Here is a 17,557-nt window from a genome sequence, read left to right on the forward strand (position 1 = left end):
GTCGGTGGTGGGGGCTGGCGGGGCGCACGCGGACATCGGCGAGCGCGTTCCGCCGGAGGCGTTGCCGGGCGGGGCCTACGACAGGTTCGTGGAGAAGTTGGCGCGAGAGGACAAGTTCTCCGGCACGGTGTTGCTCTCGTACCGGGGGCGGACGGTGCTGTCGCGCAGCTATGGCATGGCGGACAAGGAGAAGGGCGTCCGCAACCACGAGGGCACGGCGGTCAACCTCGGTTCGGCGGCGAAGCCCTTCGCGGCGGTGGCGATCCTTCAGCTGGTGCAGCAGGACAAGCTGCGGCTCTGGGAGAACGTGGGCAAGTACCTCAAGGGCTTCGCCCCGGACGTCATGGAGAAGGTCACCGTCCACCACCTGATCGGCGGCACCACGGGGCTGGTCCACCCGGAGCACGACCTGCGACGCGTCTTCCACAGCAAGGAAGAGGTCCACGCGTACTGGGAGCAGTGGAGCCGCAAGGGGAAGCTGGACTTCGCTCCCGGCGCGGGCGAGGACACGGTGAGCGGCGGTCTCGCGATCGCCGCGCAGATCGTGGAAGCGGTGACCGGCACGACGTACTGGGACTACGTGCACGAGCACGTCTTCAAGCGCGCGGGCATGACTGGATCGGGGTTCTTCACCAGGCCGCAGTGGCTCACCGACGAGCACATCGCGCACTCGTACATGCGCCAGGCGGACGGCAGCCGGGTGGACATCGTGCGGAACCTGGACAAGGGCAGCCCGGGCCAGCACGAGCCCGGCAAGAACAACGCGCGGAACTTCATCGACCACGCCGGGGACGGCGGATTCGCCTCGGCGCGGGACCTGGCGCGGTTCGCGCAGGGGCTGTGCGACGGCACGGTGCTGGAGAAGCCCTTCGCGGGCCTGCTCCTGCAACCGAAGCTGCCGATCGGCAAGGGCAAGTTCGGCGGGCCACCGCCCCCGTACCCGGCGTTCACGAACTACACGATGCCGATCTCGCTGCACGACGGTGAGTGGATCACCGGGCGCGGCGGCGTGAACCCGGGCAGCTGCGTCAACTGGAACCTCTACCTGGACCGCGGCTGGGTCGGCGTCCTCACCAGCAACTACGACGACTTCCCGCTCGGGGAGATCCTGGAGCGGGAGCAGCTCGCGATCATGGGATCGCGCTGAACCGACGGAAGCGGAGCGCGGGTGCTCGACAAGTGGCAGGACTGGGTCAGCACGGAGACCGGCATCGTGGCGAGCACGGTGTTCGCGCTGCCGGTGGCGGGACTGGTGGTGTGCGGACTGGCGTACCTCCGGCGCGGCAGCGGAGACGCTTGGCGCAGGTCGCTGGCTCAGGTGGGCCTGGTCCACGGGACGGTGCCGTTCGTGTGGCTGACCCTGATGCCGGGCAGTCGGGCGGGCCAAGTGCCCGGCCGGACGAGCCTGGTGCCGTTCCAGGACCTGCTCGACGTGGACGCGGGCCAGATCATCGGCAACCTGCTGGTGTTCGCGGCGCTCGGCTGCTTCGGGCCGGTGTTGTTCGCGGAACTGGGGTCGCTGTCGCGGGTCATGGCGCTCGCGGCGACCTGCTCGTTCTCGATCGAGGTCGCGCAGTACGTCTTCCAGCTGGACCGGGTGTCCTCTGTGGACGACGTTCTGCTCAACACGGTGGGCGCCGGGCTGGCCGCGCTGGTCTCACGCCGCTGGTGGCGCGTGAGGTCGGGTTCGCGCGTGCCCGCGACATCCGGTGCTGCCTAGGCTGCGGGGATGCGCGTGCTGATCGTGGAGGACGAGCCCTACCTGGCCGAAGCCGTTCGCGACGGCCTCCGGCTGGAAGCGATCGCCGCCGACGTCGCCCACGACGGTGACACCGCGTTGGAGCTGCTCAGCGTCAACACCTACGACCTGGCGGTGCTCGACCGCGACATCCCCGGGCCCTCGGGCGATGAGGTCGCGCGGCGGATCGTGGCCTCGGGCAGCGGTATCCCGATCCTCATGCTCACCGCCGCCGACCGCATCGACGACAAGGCCTCCGGCTTCGAGCTGGGCGCCGACGACTACCTCACCAAACCGTTCGAACTGCGGGAGCTGGTCATGCGGCTGAGGGCGCTGGACCGCAGGCGCGCGCACGCCCGGCCGCCGGTGCGCGAGATCGGTGGCCTGCGGGTGGACCCGTTCCGGCGCGAGGTCTTCCGCGACGGCCGCCACGTCGCGCTCACCAGGAAGCAGTTCGCCGTGCTGGAGGTGCTGGTCGCGGCCGAGGGCGGGGTGGTGAGCGCGGAGGAGCTGCTGGAGCGGGCCTGGGACGAGAACGCCGACCCCTTCACCAACGCCGTGCGGATCACGATCTCCGCGCTGCGCAAGCGACTCGGCGAGCCGTGGCTGATCGCGACGGTGCCCGGCGTCGGCTACCGGATATACGTGAGCCCGTGATCAGGCGCAAGGGGCTCAGCGTCCGGCTGAAGCTCACCCTCAGCTACGCGGGCGTTGTGCTCGTCGTCGGTGCCGTTCTGGTGGCCGTGGCGTGGCTCTACCTGCTGCGCTACGTGCCCGACAACGACCAGGGCCTGCTCGGGATCAGCCCCAACCGGTACCTCCTGACGCGGATCTTCGGCTGGGCCGCGCTGAAGGCGATGGCCGTGCTGCTGGTGGTGGGCCTGGTCGGCGGGTGGTTCCTGGCGGGCCGGATGCTCGCGCCGCTGCACCGGGTCGCGGACGCGGCGCGGCTGGCCTCGCAGGGGTCGCTGGCGCACCGGATTCGCCTCGACGGGCCCAAGGACGAGTTCCGCGAGCTGGCCGACGTCTTCGACACGATGCTCGAACAGCTCGAATCGCACGTCGCCGAGCAGCAGCGGTTCGCCGCCAACGCCTCGCACGAGCTGCGCACCCCACTGGCGATCTCGCAGACGCTGCTCGACGTCGCGCGCGGCGACCCGGAGCGCGACCAGGAGGAGCTGATCGAGCGCCTGCGCTCGGTCAACCGGCGGGCGATCGACCTGACCGAGGCGTTGTTGCTGCTCAGCCGCAGCGACCGCAGGACCTTCACCCGCGAGCCGGTCGACCTCTCCCTCGTCGCCGAGGAGGCCACCGAAACGCTGCTACCCCTCGCGGAACAGCGTGGGATCTCGCTGGAGGTCACCGGCGGGACAACGCACGTCTCCGGCTCCGCCGCGCTCATCCTGCGCGTGGTGACGAACCTCGTCCAGAACGCGATCGTGCACAACCTCCCGGCGGGCGGGACCGTGAAGATCCACACTCAGCCGTGGCTGGGTTCGGGTGTGTTGCGGGTGGAGAACACCGGGCACCCGGTCCCGGCGGAACTGGTGCCGACGCTCGTCGAGCCGTTCCAGCGCGGAACGGCGCGGGCCCGCGCTGACGGCTACGCGGGGGTCGGCCTGGGGCTGGCGATCGTGCACAGCATCGTGCGGGCCCACGACGGGACGATCGACCTGGCACCGCGCCCCGACGGCGGCCTCGTGGTGACGATCAGGCTGCCTGACGCGGTGCTCCTGGAGCAGTGAGGTCAGCGGCTCCAGTTGGGGTCGCGGCCGAGGTAGCGCAGCAGCACGGCGGCGTCGTCGTCACCGTCCTCGGCGGGCAGCGCGGGCGCGTAGGCGCCGTAGTTGCGCAGCGGCTCCACGATCTGCTGCGCCACCGGGAGCAGCTCGCGCGCGAGCGAGGCGGACAGCGGCGACGGGGCTCCGGCGGCCTTGGCGATGTCCCAGGCGTGCACGGCGGCGTCGAGCGCGCACGCGCCGACGCCGAGGGCGGCGGGCATCGAGTTCGGCGGCACCGGCACGGCCACGTTCTCGGCGTCGGCCGCGACGCCGGACCACGCGGTGGAGGACAGCTTCATGGCGTGCTCGGCGACGTTGCCGGGGGTGTCCGACAGCGAGCCCGACGGCGAGAACGGGTCCTCGGTGGGACCGTCACCGCCGGTCAGGAACGCGGCGAAGGCGATCTGGTCGCCCGCGGCGTGCTGCAGGACCTGGGTGGCGTTCCACTGCGAGCACGGGGTCGCGGCCTCCCAGTCGGTGGTGGCGTTGACAGCGGTGTGCAGTGCCTCGTGGGACTCGGTGAGGATCGGCCAGCTGGTCATGTGGTGCTCCTTCGGGGATCTCTGCCGGGGATCGGTCAGGTGAGGGAGGTGAAGAAGGTGCGGATGTCCTCGACGAGGAGGTCGGGGGCGTCGTGCGCGGCCCAGTGCCCGCCGCGGTCGTGCTCTACCCAGAAGACGATGTTCTTGTGGTCGCGCTCGGCGAAGCGGCGGATCGGCCGGAAGTCGTGGGCGAAGCTGGACAGCCCGATCGGGAAGGTCGTCGGCTCCGCGGAGTGCTCCATGCGGTTGTTCTCGAAGTAGAAGCGGGCCGAGGAAGCACCGGTGTTGGTGAACCAGTAGATCGAGGCGATGGTGAGCACGTCCTCGGGCGTCAGCGCGTCACCGAGCAGCTGCCCGATCCACGCCAGCTGCCCTGCCGGGGAGTCCGCCAGCGCGTGCGACAGGGTCTGCGGCTGCGCCTGCTGGGCCTTGTCGTGGATGGCGTGGGACACGAAGGACTGCAGGAACCCGAGGTACTCGATGTCGGCCTGGGCCAGGCCCGCGAACTCGGCCGGATCTCCCGAGGGGAAGGAGAAGATCTGGTTCACGTGCACACCGATCACCTCGGCCTCCGCGATCCGGCCCAGGATCGGCGCGATGATCGCCCCGGCGTCGTTGCCGTGCACGCCGTAGCGCTCGTAGCCCAGCCCGCGCATCAGCGTCGACCACGCCCGCGCGACCCGCTCCGCGTTCCAGCCGCGCTGGGCGGTGTGCCCGGAGAAGCCGTAGCCGGGGATGGACGGGATGACCACGTGGAAGTTCTCCGACAGCTCCCTGGCGATGCCGAGGTACTCCACGAAGGTGTTCGGCCAGCCGTGCGTGAGGATCAGCGCCGTGGCGTCGGGGTTGGCCGAGCGCAGGTGCACGAAGTGGATCAGCTGGCCGTCGATCTCGGTGGTGAACTGGGGGAACTCGTTGAGCCTGCGCTCCTGCTCGCGCCAGTCGAAGTCCTCGCGCCACTTCTGCACGAGGTTCTCGACGTAGGACAGCGGCACGCCGTACTGCCAGCCCTCGGGGACGGGGCCGGACGCCGGGACGCCCGCGATCTCGGCCGACGGCAGTTCGTTCGCCCACCGAGTCCTGGTGAGCCGGTCCCGCAGATCATCTACTTCCTGCTGCGGGATGTTGATCGAAAAGGGATGGATGGTGAGCATGGCGAGAGTTTTCATCGCCAGGCCCGAAAAAAGATGTCGATAGACGCATTCGTTATTTACTGGGCCGCATAGGTGTTTCATGTGGGGCTGAAACGCCACTTCAGGCGGCATTTTGGTGGACAAGTTTCCGTTGATCAATGTTTCTCGTGTGCAACTCCCGTTCACTGAAGGTTCATTCTTGGAGAAGTGATCACGGGGCGCCCTCGTCGCGGTGCTCGCGCATGTAGGGCAGCGCCTCGTGCTCGCGCCACCACCCGCGCGCCGCATCGACGCCCGGGCGAACGGCGGGGACCCAGCCGTCGGGCACGCCCCAGCCGAAGGGGAAGGCGTTGGTGCGCGCCATGCTCAGCAGGCGGTCGATGAAGGCGTCGTCGTCGGCCAGCCGCACGGGCTGGTCCTGGCCGCGTTCCACGACGTGGATGACCCAGCCGCCGGAGAGCTCGTCCTTCTCGGCGCTGATCTGGGGATCGCTGTCGATCAGGCCGAACGACGTCGTGCTCGGGTTGGGGACGCGGTCCGGGGTGAGCAGCCGGACGGCTTTCATCGCCGCCACCAGGGACACAGGGGTCCACGGCACCGGGAACCGGCTGAGCGCGGCCACGGTGAGCACCGTCGCGCAGGGATAGGGCGGCCCGCAGTCCGCGCAGCCGCCGACCGCCGGGTGCGGTGCGTGCCGGGCGAGTGCGTGGGTGAGCAGGAACGCGTGCAGCGACACCGGCTCGCCGGGGGACTTCAGCTCGCGGAGGAAGAGCTGGAGCAGACCGTGGAACCGTCTGGCGGAGTCGAAGTCGGCGAATGGCGGCGTCGGAATCTCGATCACAGCCGGACTGTAGTGCGAAAGCGGCCGTTCGGCAGCGCGGAATCCAGTCGGCAAACGTTGGTTCGACTCTCCGGCGCAAAAGCTGATTCATTTGGGAATGAAACTCGAATGGCGGCCTTGCGGGGGCTGTGGAAGCGGTCCTGATAATTGAAAGGTCGGCAACAATCTTGGCGGGAAAGGGCTGGGGAAACATGATTCTTCGCTCGCTGCGAGCCACTGCCGTGGTCGCGTTCACCATCGCTGGAGTGGCGACGGTGGTCACTGGGGCGCAGGCCGCCCCGGCCATCGACTGTCCGCACGATGCGATCGGTTGCCTGTACGACGGGGACCTGGGTGCCGGTGACCGTTACGTCATCCGGCGCTGCGGGGCCTACGACCTGCCCTACGAGTGGTGGGACAAGGCGAATTCTTTTTACATTACCGATCGCGCGTACCTCAGGGGCTGGAACTACGGGCGCAAGCCCGGTGACAGCAGCACCCCGACCATGCGCTACGCGAGAAGCTACGAATTCGACAACATCGACAACAGGAACGCCACCGACTGGATCCAGGTGAACTGCGCGGTCTGACGTTTCGGTCCTGGGTGAAATGCGGCGAAACCTGACAACCTTCCCGTGATTGTTCCGTCATACAGATCGAACTTTCCGGACAGGCAAGACATCAGGGGGAGCCGTGCGCGGTATCCGTCGCCCCGACCACGTTCGCGGGCGGGCGCTCTTGGCTTTGATCACGGCAGCGGCCACGGTGCTGGCAACGGCACCGGCGGCCTCGTCGCAGGCGGCGGCTCCGCCGGCGGGGGACAAGGGCCCCGTCGGCTGGGCCGCCTACCGCCAGTTCGACGGCATGGCCGCGCTGCGCGGTGCCACCGAGACGCGGCAGTTCTCCAGCTACGACCGGGAGGGCCGCAACAACGACGGCTTCACCGGCACGTACGCCTGTCTGCGCACGGTCGCGACCAACTGCGTGATCGCCGAGCGCACCGGGGCCGGGCAGGTCGAGTCGATCTGGTTCACCCGCGACGAGGGCGTTGTCACCAAGACCGGCTGGATCAAGATCGAGCTCGACGGCAAGACGGTGCTGAAGGCGCCGTTGCAGGACGTGGTGGACGGCAAGCTCGGCGCGCCGTTCGTCTGGCCGCTGGTCGGCAACCGCGACGACACCTCCGGTGGCGTTGTCATCAAGGTCCCGATGCCGTTCCGGCAGTCGATGCGTGTCACCACGCAGAACAACCCGATGTTCCACCACGTGGTCTACCGCACCTTCGCCGACGCCGAGGGGGTCCCCGCCTTCGACCCGAAGGACAAGGCGGCCGACGTGATCACCCGGCTCCGGTCCTCCGGCCTGACCGACCCCAAGCCGGAGCGGCGCGGCGCGAGCACTGCGAAGTCCACTGTGGACATCCAGGCGGGCGCCTCGGCCAAGGTCGCCCAGCTCACCGGGCCCGCGCAGATCAGCCAGGTGCGCGTGCGCCTGCCCCAGGTCGTGCCCAGCCCCACGGTCATCGACGACGGCCGGGCCTACGGCAAGGGCGGCGGGAGCACCTTCACCGTCGCCGTGCACCCGAGGAACACCGGGGTGCGGCTGACCAGGCGCTACGACCCCGAGGTGGAGAACCAGCTGGCGAACGTGCTGGTGGACGGCGTGCTGGCGGGGCAGTGGAAGCACAAGACCCGCCTCGGCCCGCTGACGTGGGCCGAGCAGAGCTTGGCGCTGGCCCCCGCGCTCACCTCGGGCAAGTCGAAGATCACCGTCCGGAACGAGTTCGTCTCCTCCGACGTGGACTTCAACGAGTTCCGCTACGACGTGCAGAGCCTCGTCGACGGCTCGTGGGTGCGCACCGACGTGATGGACCTCGGCCCGCACCGCCCCGGCGAGGAGACCGCGCACGGCTACAAGGTCGACAAGCAGACCTGGCAGGGCCGCCGCTCCTCCTACTACCCCTCCGACGCCGGGCAGGTCGCCGCCTCCGACGCCGTGCTGAGCGGGACGCGCCTGCGGATCAGCTTCGACGGCGTCACCACCGTGGACGCGCCGATCGGCGAGTTCTTCGGCTCCGGCCTCGGCGAGTTCGACGTGCGCTCGCTGATGTTCTCCATGGACCCGGGCAAGGACGGCTGGTACACCGCGTGGTGGCCGATGCCGTTCGCGCGCAACGCGGTCGTCGAACTCGTCAACGGCAGCTCGACCACCGTGCAGGGGGCTTCGGTCGAGGTCACCTCGGCGCCGGACAGCACTGTGGCGGAACGTTTGGGCGCCAAGGGTTCCCTGGGCTACTTCCACGCGAAGCACCGCAGCGCGGCCGCTGAGCGCGACAAGGACTGGATCGCCGTCGAGACCACCGGCCGGGGCGTTTACTACGGGATGACGCACTCGATGCGCGGCAAGCTCCCGCTCGGCACCGACGTCCCTCGGCTGTACCTGGAGGGCGATGAGCGCATCTACTCCGACGGCGTGCTCACGCCGTTGCAGTACGGCACCGGCACGGAGGACTTCTACGAGTCCGGTTGGTACTTCCGCACCGGGACCTTCGCCATGCCCTCGGCCGGGTACCCGGCGCACGAGGTCGGCGGCGACGGCTGCCAGTTCGACTGCACGGGCGCATACCGGCTGATGCTGGCGGACGCGATCCCGTTCAGCAGCGCCTTCCGCTTCGGCATCGAGTCCGGTCCGCTCGCCGACGTCGCGGCCGACTACAGCGCCACGTCCTACTGGTACGGCAAGTCGCAGACCACGCTGCGCAACACCGACCGGATCGACCTCGCCAACGCCAAGGAGCGCGAGCAGCACTCCTACCGCGTCGAGTCGGAGACCACGGCGAAGCTGAACTCCAGCTTCGAGGGCGACAACGACCACGACGCCGCGACGGGCACCGTCACCTCCACCAGCGGCAAGGTCAGCTTCTCCGTCGCCGTGGACCAGGCGAACACCGGCGTGCAGCTCGTCCGCACCGCCGACCACGCCCGCCCGTACCAGGAGGTCAAGGTCCTCGTGGACGGCAAGGAGGCCGGAACCTGGCTCCAGGTGACGGGCAACGCCTCGCAGCGCTGGCTCCAGGACACCTTCGTGATCCCGGCGAAGTTCACCTCCGGCAAGAAGAAGCTCTCGATCACGTTGGAGCCCGCCAAGAACTCGCCCCCGTGGACGGCGAGCGACTACACCGTCCGCTCCTACGTCGGACCGTACGACGCGGGCGCGGCGCGCTCGGCGGCGCAGCGGCTCGACCCGGCGGCGCTCGACTGGCGGGCACCGGATCGCGGGCCGCTCGTGCGTGACTCGCGCGACCCGATCTCCGTCCGACCGGGCCGCTAGGGCTTGATCTTCTAGGGCTTGATCGTGAGCAACGCCTGCACGGGAAGGTGGTCAGATGGGAACTGGCCACCTCTCGTGTAGGCGTTGATGCCCGCCGCGTCCACCGTCACGGCACCTCGGGTGAGAATCCAGTCGATCCGATCCCCGTTGGGCACCAAGGGGCGGTAGCCGTGGAACGTCGCGTACAGCGGAGTCCGGCGCTGCGCGGCCGCCGGCCAGGTGTCCGTCATGCGTGCGCCGTTCATCAAGGTGTCGTAGGTGGGCGTGCCACCGGCCTTGGTGTTGAAGTCGCCCGTGAGCACAACCGGAAGCCCCGGGGCGAGCGCGTTGATCCGGTCCCGCACGAGTTCCGCGCTGCGCTGGCGGGCGTTCTCCGACTCGTGGTCGAAGTGGGTGTTCACGAGGACGAACTCCGCGCCGGTGCGCTTGTCGGAGAACCGGACCCATGTGACCATGCGCGTGATGTTGTTGCCCCAGGACTTCGAGCCGATCACGTTCGGCGTGTCCGACAGCCAGTAGTGGTCGAACTCCACCGGCTCCAACCGCCGCGTGTCGTAGTAGACCGCCATGAACTCGTCGCGGCTGCCCCCGGCGCGGCCGGTGCCGATCCAGTCGTAGGGCTGCGGAAGATCGCGCTGGATGTCCTTCAGCTGTCCGTACAGCCCTTCCTGCGTGCCGAGCACCGTCGGCTGTTCCCGGCGCAGCAGCTCCGCGAGCACCGGCCGCCGCGCGCTCCACGAGTTTGGCTCCGTCGTCGAGGCGAAGCGCAGGTTGAACGACATCACGTGCAGCGCGTCGCCGCGCGCCGGTCCGATCACCGGGCGCTCGGCTGACCGCGCGGCCGGTGCCAGGCCCAGCAGCAAAGCGCAGACCAGCCCCAGCTGGCTCAGTCGACGGGACATGCGTTCCTCCGGCTCGTCAGAGGTCTTCTTCGGCGATCCACTCGACCACGGCGAAGCTGTTCTCGTCGAGGGCGGCCAGGTCGTCGAGGACTTCGAACACGTCGAGCAGGGGCCACACCTTGAAGCCGTAGGTCGTGGGTACGGCCAGGCTCACGGTCAGCGGCGGCGTGACGGCGCGAGGGCCGCCCACTCGCGAACGGTGTCGAACTCGCTGCTGAGCAGGTCGATCAGGGCTGGCCCGGCGCGCGTGTCCGCCAGCTCCTCGATGATCTCGATGACGCAGAGCTGTGCGTAGCGGCTCAGCCCGGGCAACGCGCGCAGCACGTCCAGCAGCACGTCGTTCTCGCGAGCGAGGCTCGTCAACGCCGCCTGGGCGTCCATTGCCTGTTCGGAGTCCTCGGAGTCGAGTTCGCGAATGAGCTTCTCGATCACTGCGACAGCCCGTGAGGGATGGGCGGAGGCCGTGGAACGGTGTCGTTGCTCGATCATCGGCAACCCGGTGGCTTGCGGGGGTTAGAACGGTGCGGGGTCGGCGATGGGTTCGGGCGCACTCGGGTAGTGCTTGCCGTCCGGGGTGGTCCACGTGTGGGTGCCGTCGGGCAGGTTCGCGCAGCTCCAGTCGGTGTGGGTCTTCATGCGGTGATGACGACGGCACTTCGGTCGCAGGTTCGCCACCGTGGTGTTCATCCCGTCGAACGGACAACAATGATCCACATCGCAGCGGTGCGCCGGTTGGTTGCAGCCGATCATCGTGCACGTGGGATACCGCAGTTGCACCAGCTCCCGCTGCCGCGCGGACGGCCGGTACGTGGTGATGTCCTCGGCGGTACCGGTGGCCGGGTCGGTGAGCACGCGCTTCCAGATCCCGTTCACCGCAACATCCCGCGCGACCGGCGCCGGTAGTGGCCCGTAGCCACGCAGCTGAGCGGGCTCCTCGCTCATGCCCAGGAAGCTCGCCATCGGCATCGTCAAGTACACGCACACCCGACCCTGCGGCGCGTCGGTGTCCCTGCCCAGCAACAGATCCTTCGCCACATCAGCGCGCTTCTGATCCAACGTGCGCTCATCCTTGTCCAACGCACGAGCGATGCGATCCACGTGGTCAAAGGCCATCGCGGCGTCCAACGCGGTCATCGTCAACCGCAGCAACGACATCCCGTCTTCCAGCGCGACCTTCTCCACCAACCGCGCATCGCGCCTCTCCTTGTGACGCCGCTCCGCCGCCTTCGGATCCAAGCGGTGGACATGGCGGACCGCGAACTGACGCGTCACCGTGTAGTTGCTGCGCGCCGCGTGCTCGATCAACACGCCCTCCGCCACCACTGCTTGGACCTCGGTCAGCAACCGCAACTGGTCCACGATCATCAGCGCCTTGCGCTCATCGATCCGACCGTCCACCAACGCCGCCAACACCCCAGGGCGCTCCGCAAGCGACGACGCGTTGTCCAACAAGCGCCGCGCGTTCATCCGCGTGATCGGCAGCAGCGGCAACAACAAGTCCTCCGCGTACTCCCGCTCATGCGCGGTCAATCCATCCACGAATCCCGTCAGTGCGATGGCGAGTTCTCCGGCCGCACGGCCAACACCAGCGAATGCCGCTTTCACCTTCTCGTCGGAATCATCAAGGGGCATAACGTAATTCTACTCCCGAAAATTAAACGATCATGGCTCCGAAGGGTGAATTCCTTAGTGGCACAACGTAATCAGGGCGAGCGCCCGATCGGGTCGGCTGGAGACTGCCGGTGGATCCTTCCCGCGAGAACTGGCCCCGCGTGGTGGCGCTGGAGAACGCAACGAAGGGGACAGGCCAGCTTCGTGGAAAGACGCGGCCGCGCTCGCGGCACCGAGGTCGTGGGACCCCAGCCAGATCGCGACGTCGCAGGCGCGCTGATCGTGGCTCAGCTGGTGGTAGGACCAGACCAGTTCGGCATCGCGCCACTGCCGGTCGGTGATCGTGGTGGTGTGCGGGGCCTGGCCCAAGCTGGCCGAGTCGAGCGTAACCAGGCCGTCCTGCTCGCTGCCGCCCGCGCATGGGCGCTTCACCACGACCACCACAGGGAGTCCACTGTGCACGGGTGATGCGTCGAAGATCGGCGAAGTGTTGTGGGGGCGTGGCATTGGGTGGGCATACTTCGCCGGTGTGAGAAGGATGTTCGCGCGCGGCGCGGTGGCGGCGGTCGTGCTGGCGGCGGTGCTCGCGCCACTGCCGGCGACGGCGCAGCCGGGGACGACGTACTACATCGACAACCGGGCGGGGTCGAACTGCGCCAACGGCGGGGCGGGGACCTCGCCGAGCGCGCCGTGGTGCGACTTCGGGCCGGTGGAGCCGAAGATCTTCGACCCTGGCGACCGCGTCCTGCTGGCCAGGGGAGCGACCTGGAACCAGATGATCTACCTGCGCGGCACGGGAACGGCGGCGGCGCCGATCGTGCTCGACGCCTACGGGAGCGGGCCCCGGCCGCACATCCGCCGCGACGGCAAGCCGTTGGACCGCGCGGTGCTGATGCTGAACCCGACGCACTGGCGAGTGTCCAATGTGGACATCAGCAACGCGGGCACCGGGCTCATGGTCTTCTACAACACGTTGGGCAACGAGGGCCTGACGCTGACCGACATCTCGGTGCGCGACATCCGCGGCATCCACCACACCGACACGGCGTGGCCGGGGCCCGCGCAGCCGATCGACTGCGGTCGCACGAACCACGTGTACAACTCGGCGGGCATCGAGATCACCGGCGACTTCGCCCACAAGTTCGGCACGGACAAGTACGCGGTGAAGGGCGTGCTGCTGCGCGACATCGAAGCGACGAGCAGCCTGGCCGGGGTCTCCTTCGACTGGTGCAACGGGCTCGCCGCGCAGCACGTGCTCGGCGGTGACGGCAGCACGCTCGTGCGCGAGGTCGTCATGGACGGGCTCAACTTGCACGACAACGGCGGCCCGGCGCGGGGGTGCGACGACACGCTGCGGCTGGTGAACCTGCGTGACGCGCTGATCATGAACTCGGTGGTCCGCGCGGGGGCCGCGTGTCGGTCGGAGACGGGGACGGCGGGGGTCTTCGTCGGAAGGGTGGCCGATCTCCAGGTGGTGAACTCGATCTTCGCGGACACGCCGCGCACGGGGTCGGTCGACGAGACGGGCTTCGACTACGAGACCGCCACCGAGCGCGTGCACCTGCGCAACAACCTGATCAGCGGCAACTCCGGGCCCGGTGTGAGCGTCCTGGCGCACCACGGCACGGACGACCGCAGCCTCGATCACCAGATCACCGGGAACCTGTTCCTGGACAACGGACGCGGCAACGACCCGGTGCACAAGGGCGGTATCGCCAGGCTCGTCAGCAACCACAAGCCGACCGGGGTGATCGCGGCCAACCTGCACGCCGAGCCGACCGGGTTCCTGCACGCGGCGAGCGGCGGCACCTTCGACGGCTTCCGGATCAGCGGCAACCGCCAGCTCAACGCCGTGGCGGAGGCGAGCTACGCGGCGGCGGCCTTCGGAACTCCGGGGAGCCCGTGGGGATACCAGCGCAGCGCGGACGGGCAGCGGTGGCAGGACCTGCGTTATGACGCCGCTGCAAAGGAATTCCGCGCGGACGCGGGGCCGCGCCCGGTGATCAGGAAGTTCACGCAGACGGCCGAGGAAGGCGCGGCGTGGAGCGCCAGGACGTGGACCGCGCCCAAGGACGGCTCGGTGCACCTGCGAGGCCGGGTGCTCAAGACCGAGCTCGGCGGTGACGGAGTGGCCGTGCGGATCACGCGCAACGGTCAGGTGATCGGCGGACCGCTGGACGTCGGCCCGCGCGAGCGCAACGGCGTGGACGTCAACCTCGATGACGTGCCGGTGCGCCGAGGCGACGTGCTGCGGTTCGAGCTCAGCAGCAAGGGCGACGCGACGAACGACTCGGTGAGCTGGGTGCCCGCGGTGGGCTACGCGCCGGGACCGGAGGTTCGCTGGGACTTCACCAACGGACGCGACGGCTGGGACGAAGCCGTTCAGCTGACCGGCGGCGCGGCAGGCGGGGAACTGCGGCTTGAGGCCACGGGCGGCGACCCGGCCGTGTACTCGCCGGACGGCCTCGGGGTGGACACGCGTGCGCTGCGCTTCGTCGAGGTGCGGATGCGCAACGAGACCACCGGAACCGGGATGCAGGTGTACTTCACCACTGACGCGGACCAGAAATGGGCTGATGACAAGCAGATCGGCGCTACGGCGGTCGCACGGGACGCCTACTACACGACCTATCGCGTCGACGTCGGCGCGCACCCGAAGTGGACCGGAACGCTCAAGCGGTTCCGCGTCGACCCCACCGACGCGCCAGGACCGGTGAAGATCGACTCGATCAGACTGGTGGGCTGACGCGAAGGACTCCCACGTCCAGTCCTTTGTGGACGGACCGAGCGGCGCGTGGTCGACGGCGTGGTGCGACCGCAACTCCGACCTCGAACTCTTGGGTGGCTACACCGACTGACGACACCGGTCACACGTGACCGGTGCGTGAGCTGTTGCCAGCCGCTGCCCACGGCAACCATGTGCACATGGGATCTGGGATGACGAAGTTGCTGGCAGGAGCTGTTGCCGCTGCGGTGCTCGCGACGGGGGTGGTGTCGGGTCAAGCAGCCGCCTCGGCGGGGTGCCAGGGGCAGCACGTGACGGGTTCCCAAGGGCACAGGGGCGTTTCCGTGTCCTGCGCCAACGGCGGGTTCTTCGTGGCGATGGTCCACTGCAAGCGGCGGGACAACGGCGTCACGTACGCCCACTACGGCCCGCGGACTCCGGACGGCGGCTGGTCGACCGCGTGGTGCGACCTCGGCGCCGACGTCCTCGGCTGGGGTGCCAACCGCGCCTGAACGACGCGGTGGTTGAGAGCGCGGGAGGACGACGTGGGCGTAGCTGTGCTGGACATGTCGATGTCCTTGGACGGTTTCATCGCCGGTCCGAACGACGGGCCGCACAACCCCGGGGGAGACGGTTTTTCCCGGCTGCACGCGTGGGGGCTCACCCCGGACGGGGAGTTCCGCACAGCGGGGGCGGCCGGGGACCTGCTCGACGAGCTGAAGACGATCGGCGCGGTGCTCGCGGGCAGGCGGACGGCCGAGCAGGTCGGTCACTGGGGCGGCGACCACCACGGCAGTGGCGTGCCGATCTTCGTGCCGAGCAACCGGCTTCCGGGGCCGTCCGTGGCGAACTACCCGCTGGTGACCTACGTGCACGACGGGATCACCAGCGCGATGCGCCGCGCCAAACACGCCGCGAGGCACCGCCGCGTGCACGTGCTCGGCGCGAACACCGGGCGGCGGGCGATCGCGGCGGGCGTGCTCGACGAGGTGCAGATCCACACCGTCCCGGTGCTGCTCGGGCGGGGCCGCCGCCTCTTCGACGTGCTGCCGTCGAGCGTCGAGCTCAAGATCATCCGCGTGGTGAACACGCCGGAGGCCACGCACGTCCGCTATCGGATCTGTCGCTGAGAGTGCTTTGAGGATCGGCCTGTCAGGGTTCCGCGCTGTGACGAACAGACTTCTTGCCGCGCGGCTTCCGGGATGGACTCAGCCGACGCGCGAGCTGACCAACGCGTGGATTCCCGGCCGCGTCCTCGGCGGGCTGACGCTCCTGCTGGGGCCGGTGGTGTGGCTCGCGGCCCTGATCGTGCGGCACGTGGCCCGCGAGATCGCGGTTTTCACGCCGCAGGAACAAGCCTGGTTCGACCGGCAGACCTTCGACGCGCCCGAGCAGCTGGCCGCCTACGAGCAACACCCCGGGCTGGTCACCGCCGGATTCGTCCTCTACGCCGTCGCCGCCATCCTGATGATCCCGGCGGTCCTCACCTTCGGGCGAGTGGTCGCCGCGAGGTCTCCGCGCCTCGCGTTCTGGGGAACTCTGCTCGTCATCGCGTCGCTGTTCGCTAAGGGGTACTTCTCGGGAATCAACCAGACCGCGTTCCAACTCGTCGACAAGCTCGGTCTGGAACAGGCGACGACCTTCGTGCTGGAGTCCTATGTGGACCTCTCGTACGGCTTGTGGCGGGTTCCGGTGTGGGTCACCTTCGGCGCGTTGCTGGGCATGGCGCTGTTGGCGGTCGGCGCCTACCGGGTGGGAGTGTTCGGGCTCGTTCGCTGCGCTCTGCTGGTCATCCCGGGTATCGCCCACGGCATCCTCAAGGAGAGCGCGCTGCTTGACGTCGCCATCGCGGCGATCCCGTGCCTGGCGCTGATTCCGTTGGGGCTCAACGTGTTGCGCGACCGCGTTCCGGAACTGGCCACGGCGCGGCGACTCACCGACCGGGCGGCTCCGCGCGTCCTGAGCTGGTGAGCGCACTGCGCACGCGCTCCGCGAGCAGTTCATGGGAACGACGTCGGTCCGCGTGGTGGAAGACGGGCGTGGTGATCATCAGCTCGTCGGTGCCGGTCTTGTCGAGCACCGCTTGGAGCTTGCGCGCCACCGTCTCCGGGGACCCGACGAGAACACTGCCGGAGCGCGCGGCGATCTCGGCCCGGTCGTCGTCGGTGTAGGGCCGCGCCGCCGCGTCCTCCGGGCTCGGCAGGCGGATGCGGTGCCCGCGCACGCGGCTGAGGACCTTCACCCGCGTGGAGCCCGCGAGCCATTCGGCCCGCTCGTCGGTGTCCGCGACGATGGCGGAGACGCTGACCAGCATCGGCGTCATGACCTGCGCGGCCTCGGCCGCGGCTGAGGGGTTGAGGTGGTGTGCGAACGCGTGCGGGAGGCCGCGCGCGCTCGCGATCCGCGCACTGGTCGCCGAGGAGCCGAGCAGGCAGATCGGCGGAGTGTTGCCGAGGGCGGGGATCGCCTTGACCCGTGCGTCCTCCGGCGGCGAGAAGTGGGCGAGCAGTTCGTCCAGCTGCTCCTCGAATGGCCTCTCGGTGCGCCCGCCGCGCACGGCCTCCACGGCTGGGCCCGCTCCGCCGGGCGCGCGACCGACGCCGAGGTCGATCCGCCCGGGGTGCAGGGCTTCGAGCGTGCCGAACTGCTCGGCGACCACGATCGGCGCGTGGTTGGGCAGCAGCACTCCGCCCGCGCCGACGCGGATCGTGCGCGTGACGTTCGCGAGGTGGGCGATGAGCACTGCGGGCGCGGAGCTGGCCACCCCGCGCATCCCGTGGTGCTCCGGCACCCAGTACCGGTGGAAGCCCAGCTCATCGGCCAGCTCGGCGAGGTCGACGGTGTTGCGCAGTGCCTGCCGCGCGGTGGAGCCCGCCACGATCGGCGAGGTGTCCAGCACCGACAGGCGCACAGTGCTCGTCATCCCGGCCTCCGAACGTCCGCTGAGGGAGCTTCCCCTGTCGATCATCGTTGAC

Annotated in this window: 18 protein-coding genes; 10 read left to right on the forward strand and 8 right to left on the reverse strand. The window is 69.2% G+C overall.

Annotation, left to right across the window (positions count from 1 at the left end; genetic code table 11):
• From CCN37_RS09300 to CCN37_RS09315, 4 genes are all read left to right on the forward strand, one after another.
• The coding region (locus tag CCN37_RS09300; RefSeq protein ID WP_143261523.1) for a serine hydrolase at positions 1-1,147 on the forward strand (1,147 nt) is incomplete at its 5' end.
• Positions 1,148-1,168: 21 nt separating this feature from the next.
• A complete protein-coding gene (locus tag CCN37_RS09305; protein WP_086820294.1) occupies positions 1,169-1,720 on the forward strand; it encodes a VanZ family protein in 552 nt (183 codons plus the stop codon).
• 9 nt (positions 1,721-1,729) lie between these two features.
• Positions 1,730-2,395, forward strand: a complete 666-nt coding sequence (locus tag CCN37_RS09310; protein ID WP_086820295.1) for a response regulator transcription factor — start codon at positions 1,730-1,732, stop codon at positions 2,393-2,395.
• Positions 2,392-3,483 (forward strand): HAMP domain-containing sensor histidine kinase, encoded by a 1,092-nt coding sequence (locus CCN37_RS09315; RefSeq protein ID WP_086820296.1) that lies wholly within the window; start codon positions 2,392-2,394, stop codon positions 3,481-3,483. Before CCN37_RS09310 ends, CCN37_RS09315 begins: the two co-directional genes overlap by 4 nt.
• A gap of 2 nt (positions 3,484-3,485) precedes the next feature.
• Here the strand turns inward: CCN37_RS09315 and CCN37_RS09320 are convergent, their stop codons facing one another.
• The 3 genes from CCN37_RS09320 to CCN37_RS09330 all read right to left on the reverse strand — a co-directional run bounded on the left by CCN37_RS09320 (position 3,486) and on the right by CCN37_RS09330 (position 6,035).
• Positions 3,486-4,061: a TIGR03086 family metal-binding protein gene (locus tag CCN37_RS09320; RefSeq protein ID WP_086820297.1), complete on the reverse strand. Its 576-nt coding sequence runs from the start codon at positions 4,059-4,061 to the stop codon at positions 3,486-3,488.
• 35 nt (positions 4,062-4,096) lie between these two features.
• The gene (locus CCN37_RS09325; protein ID WP_086820298.1) at positions 4,097-5,215 is read right to left on the reverse strand and encodes an epoxide hydrolase family protein; all 1,119 of its coding nucleotides are present in this window, start codon (positions 5,213-5,215) and stop codon (positions 4,097-4,099) included.
• Positions 5,216-5,405: 190 nt separating this feature from the next.
• A complete protein-coding gene (locus CCN37_RS09330) occupies positions 5,406-6,035 on the reverse strand; it encodes a hypothetical protein (RefSeq protein WP_086820299.1) in 630 nt (209 codons plus the stop codon).
• Positions 6,036-6,280: 245 nt separating this feature from the next.
• Between CCN37_RS09330 and CCN37_RS09335 the strand changes: the two genes are divergently transcribed.
• Both CCN37_RS09335 and CCN37_RS09340 read left to right on the forward strand, forming a co-directional pair.
• On the forward strand, positions 6,281-6,604 hold the full coding sequence (locus CCN37_RS09335) for a hypothetical protein (RefSeq protein ID WP_143261524.1): 324 nt from the start codon (positions 6,281-6,283) through the stop codon (positions 6,602-6,604).
• Positions 6,605-6,707: 103 nt separating this feature from the next.
• Positions 6,708-9,344, forward strand: a complete 2,637-nt coding sequence (locus tag CCN37_RS09340) for a glycoside hydrolase family 172 protein (RefSeq protein ID WP_246842913.1) — start codon at positions 6,708-6,710, stop codon at positions 9,342-9,344.
• 11 nt (positions 9,345-9,355) lie between these two features.
• On the opposite strand, the gene CCN37_RS09345 is transcribed toward CCN37_RS09340, so the two are convergent.
• From CCN37_RS09345 to CCN37_RS09355, 4 genes are all read right to left on the reverse strand, one after another.
• On the reverse strand, positions 9,356-10,246 hold the full coding sequence (locus tag CCN37_RS09345; protein WP_086820301.1) for an endonuclease/exonuclease/phosphatase family protein: 891 nt from the start codon (positions 10,244-10,246) through the stop codon (positions 9,356-9,358).
• A gap of 16 nt (positions 10,247-10,262) precedes the next feature.
• Complete coding sequence (locus tag CCN37_RS39715) at positions 10,263-10,436, reverse strand: hypothetical protein (protein ID WP_168200595.1); 174 nt, start codon at positions 10,434-10,436, stop codon at positions 10,263-10,265.
• Positions 10,403-10,678: a hypothetical protein gene (locus CCN37_RS09350; protein ID WP_086820302.1), complete on the reverse strand. Its 276-nt coding sequence runs from the start codon at positions 10,676-10,678 to the stop codon at positions 10,403-10,405. Before CCN37_RS09350 ends, CCN37_RS39715 begins: the two co-directional genes overlap by 34 nt.
• A gap of 81 nt (positions 10,679-10,759) precedes the next feature.
• Positions 10,760-11,878, reverse strand: a complete 1,119-nt coding sequence (locus CCN37_RS09355; protein WP_086820303.1) for an HNH endonuclease signature motif containing protein — start codon at positions 11,876-11,878, stop codon at positions 10,760-10,762.
• Between the two features lie 508 nt (positions 11,879-12,386).
• Between CCN37_RS09355 and CCN37_RS09365 the strand changes: the two genes are divergently transcribed.
• The 4 genes from CCN37_RS09365 to CCN37_RS09375 all read left to right on the forward strand — a co-directional run bounded on the left by CCN37_RS09365 (position 12,387) and on the right by CCN37_RS09375 (position 16,553).
• Positions 12,387-14,603, forward strand: a complete 2,217-nt coding sequence (locus tag CCN37_RS09365; RefSeq protein WP_143261526.1) for a hypothetical protein — start codon at positions 12,387-12,389, stop codon at positions 14,601-14,603.
• Positions 14,604-14,794: 191 nt separating this feature from the next.
• A complete protein-coding gene (locus tag CCN37_RS38905; RefSeq protein WP_143261527.1) occupies positions 14,795-15,094 on the forward strand; it encodes a hypothetical protein in 300 nt (99 codons plus the stop codon).
• A 33-nt stretch (positions 15,095-15,127) separates the two neighbouring features.
• Positions 15,128-15,712, forward strand: a complete 585-nt coding sequence (locus tag CCN37_RS09370) for a dihydrofolate reductase family protein (RefSeq protein ID WP_086820306.1) — start codon at positions 15,128-15,130, stop codon at positions 15,710-15,712.
• Positions 15,713-15,749: 37 nt separating this feature from the next.
• Complete coding sequence (locus CCN37_RS09375; protein ID WP_086820307.1) at positions 15,750-16,553, forward strand: hypothetical protein; 804 nt, start codon at positions 15,750-15,752, stop codon at positions 16,551-16,553.
• Here the strand turns inward: CCN37_RS09375 and CCN37_RS09380 are convergent.
• Positions 16,516-17,505 (reverse strand): LLM class flavin-dependent oxidoreductase, encoded by a 990-nt coding sequence (locus CCN37_RS09380; RefSeq protein WP_086820308.1) that lies wholly within the window; start codon positions 17,503-17,505, stop codon positions 16,516-16,518. The genes CCN37_RS09375 and CCN37_RS09380 overlap by 38 nt on opposite strands.
• Positions 17,506-17,557: the final 52 nt, after the last annotated feature.

This window comes from Allokutzneria sp. NRRL B-24872 (assembly GCF_002155965.1).
In the GTDB taxonomy this organism is placed as follows: domain Bacteria; phylum Actinomycetota; class Actinomycetes; order Mycobacteriales; family Pseudonocardiaceae; genus Allokutzneria.

What these genes read in the sequence shown, in the direction of transcription:
- CCN37_RS09310 (WP_086820295.1), top strand. Translation starts at nt 1,730, where the DNA reads ATGCGCGTGCTGATCGTGGAGGACGAGCCCTACCTGGCCGAAGCCGTT.
- CCN37_RS09320 (WP_086820297.1), bottom strand. Translation starts at nt 4,061, where the DNA reads ATGACCAGCTGGCCGATCCTCACCGAGTCCCACGAGGCACTGCACACC.
- CCN37_RS09325 (WP_086820298.1), bottom strand. Translation starts at nt 5,215, where the DNA reads ATGCTCACCATCCATCCCTTTTCGATCAACATCCCGCAGCAGGAAGTA.
- CCN37_RS09345 (WP_086820301.1), bottom strand. Translation starts at nt 10,246, where the DNA reads ATGTCCCGTCGACTGAGCCAGCTGGGGCTGGTCTGCGCTTTGCTGCTG.
- CCN37_RS09355 (WP_086820303.1), bottom strand. Translation starts at nt 11,878, where the DNA reads ATGCCCCTTGATGATTCCGACGAGAAGGTGAAAGCGGCATTCGCTGGT.
- CCN37_RS38905 (WP_143261527.1), top strand. Translation starts at nt 14,795, where the DNA reads ATGACGAAGTTGCTGGCAGGAGCTGTTGCCGCTGCGGTGCTCGCGACG.
- CCN37_RS09380 (WP_086820308.1), bottom strand. Translation starts at nt 17,505, where the DNA reads ATGACGAGCACTGTGCGCCTGTCGGTGCTGGACACCTCGCCGATCGTG.